Raw genomic sequence first — 1,649 nt, forward strand, 5'->3', positions numbered from 1 at the left:
CGTCGACGCACCCGGCTGGCGGTGCTCGCCGCCGCCGTCGCCACGACGCTGGCCCTGCTGGCGGGCGGCGGCTACGCGGTCGGGGTGTTCGGCGACGGCAAAGACGGCACGGAGCCCGGCCAGGCGGCCGGCTCCGGCGGAGCCGGCGGCACCGGCGGCACGGAGGACGAGCCCGGACCGGGGGGCGGCGACGCGGCCCCCGCCGTGCCGGGAACCAAGCCGTCCGACGACGAATCCCCTTCCGACGCCGACGAGGAGACGGAGGAGCCGGCCGAGGAGGCGGAGGACCCGGGCGGCACGGACGACGCCTCCCGGCCCGACGACAACGGCTCCGGCGGGCACCACGAGGCGGACGGCCAGGAGAAGCCACAGCCCGAGCCGACCGCGTCGGAACGCCCCGACCCCGAGCCCAGCCCCACCCAGTCGGCCTCGCCCAGGCCCACGCAGTCCACCAGTTCGCCCGACCCGGGCGCCCCGGGCCGCAAGCACTGCAACTACGCGGCGGACCGCAACCGGGCCTGGGCGCAGGGCCACGCGGGCGAGTCCGTCAAAGAGATCCAGTGCCTGCTGAACTACAACTACGGCTACAGGCTCGATGTGGACGGCATCTTCGGCCCGCTGACGGACGATGCGGTCCGCTCCGTCCAGCGCTGCTCCGGCATCGCCGTCGACGGCGAGGTCGGCCCCGACACCTGGAGCCACCTCGACAACCCCAAGCCCTCCTGCGTCTGACCGGCACCGCCCGGTGACGCGTCACGGCCGCCGCAGCCCCTTGCGGCGGCCGCCCCACCATGGAGCCGTCATCACGCGCATCCGGGGCCGGGTTGCCAACGCGACCGTCCGCGAGCGTGATTCACCGGACACAGCGCCTGACCGACCCTGACCGTCCTTCCCGCCGAGACGAGATCCCGCCCCGTCCCACCCCTGGTCGTCACCGAGCTCGACCACCTCGCGCACCGGGCACCGGGCCGGGTCATGGAGGCGCTGAACGCCCGTATGACGGAAGGCCGGTACCCGCGCCTCACCGCACCGGGCACCCAGCGTCTCGACGGACGAAACCGAGGCCGGAACGCCGAGATCCCGCCCGATCGCCATGATCGGGCGGGATCTCGTCATCCGTTCGTGCCTGGAATGATGAACGGTCTTGCGGTGGACCTGAGGGGATTTGAACCCCTGACCCCCTCGTTGCGAACGAGATGCGCTACCAGGCTGCGCTACAGGCCCGTGGGGTGTCCGTGAGGACGCTGGAAACTGTAGCACCTTCGCGGGGACGGCCCGAAATCGGTTACTCGCCGGCGGCGCGGGGGCGGTCCTCGTCGGCGTACTGGTCGAACAGGGGCGTGCGGCGGGGCCCGCCGGAGCGCTGGTCGCGCTCCTCCGGCGCGGTGGGCTGCTGCGGCGGGGTGGAGGTGGAGCGGGCGGCGCTCCAGGTGCCGGGCGCGTCCAGATCCACGCCGCGGGTGTGGCGGGGGGCGACCGGGGCGCTGACGTAGGTGGGCAGCGGCACCGGGGCGGGCTCCCAGCCCTCGGGGCCGGCCGGGAGGGTCTTCCGGCGCTGCTGGTCGAGCCACTCGGCGTGGTCGGTCTGCTCCACCACGGCGCGGCGCCCGTCGGCGGCGGGCGGCCGGTCCCCCGCCCCGGCGTCCGGC

The 1,649-nt window shown here is 75.0% G+C and carries 1 protein-coding gene, 1 tRNA gene and 1 pseudogene; 1 reads left to right on the forward strand and 2 read right to left on the reverse strand.

Annotated elements, in window-relative coordinates; genetic code table 11:
- Positions 1–732 (forward strand): peptidoglycan-binding protein (locus tag GQS09_RS28195; RefSeq protein ID WP_207958390.1); only part of this gene is annotated, 732 nt, incomplete at its 5' end.
- A 418-nt stretch (positions 733–1,150) separates the two neighbouring features.
- Here GQS09_RS28195 and GQS09_RS28205 read toward each other — a convergent pair.
- A tRNA-Ala gene (locus GQS09_RS28205) sits at positions 1,151–1,224 on the reverse strand.
- A 61-nt stretch (positions 1,225–1,285) separates the two neighbouring features.
- A pseudogene (locus GQS09_RS28210) lies at positions 1,286–1,649 on the reverse strand (hypothetical protein); the annotation flags it as partial.

This window comes from Streptomyces sp. YIM 98790, assembly GCF_011421595.1.
In the GTDB taxonomy this organism is placed as follows: Bacteria; Actinomycetota; Actinomycetes; order Streptomycetales; family Streptomycetaceae; genus Streptomyces.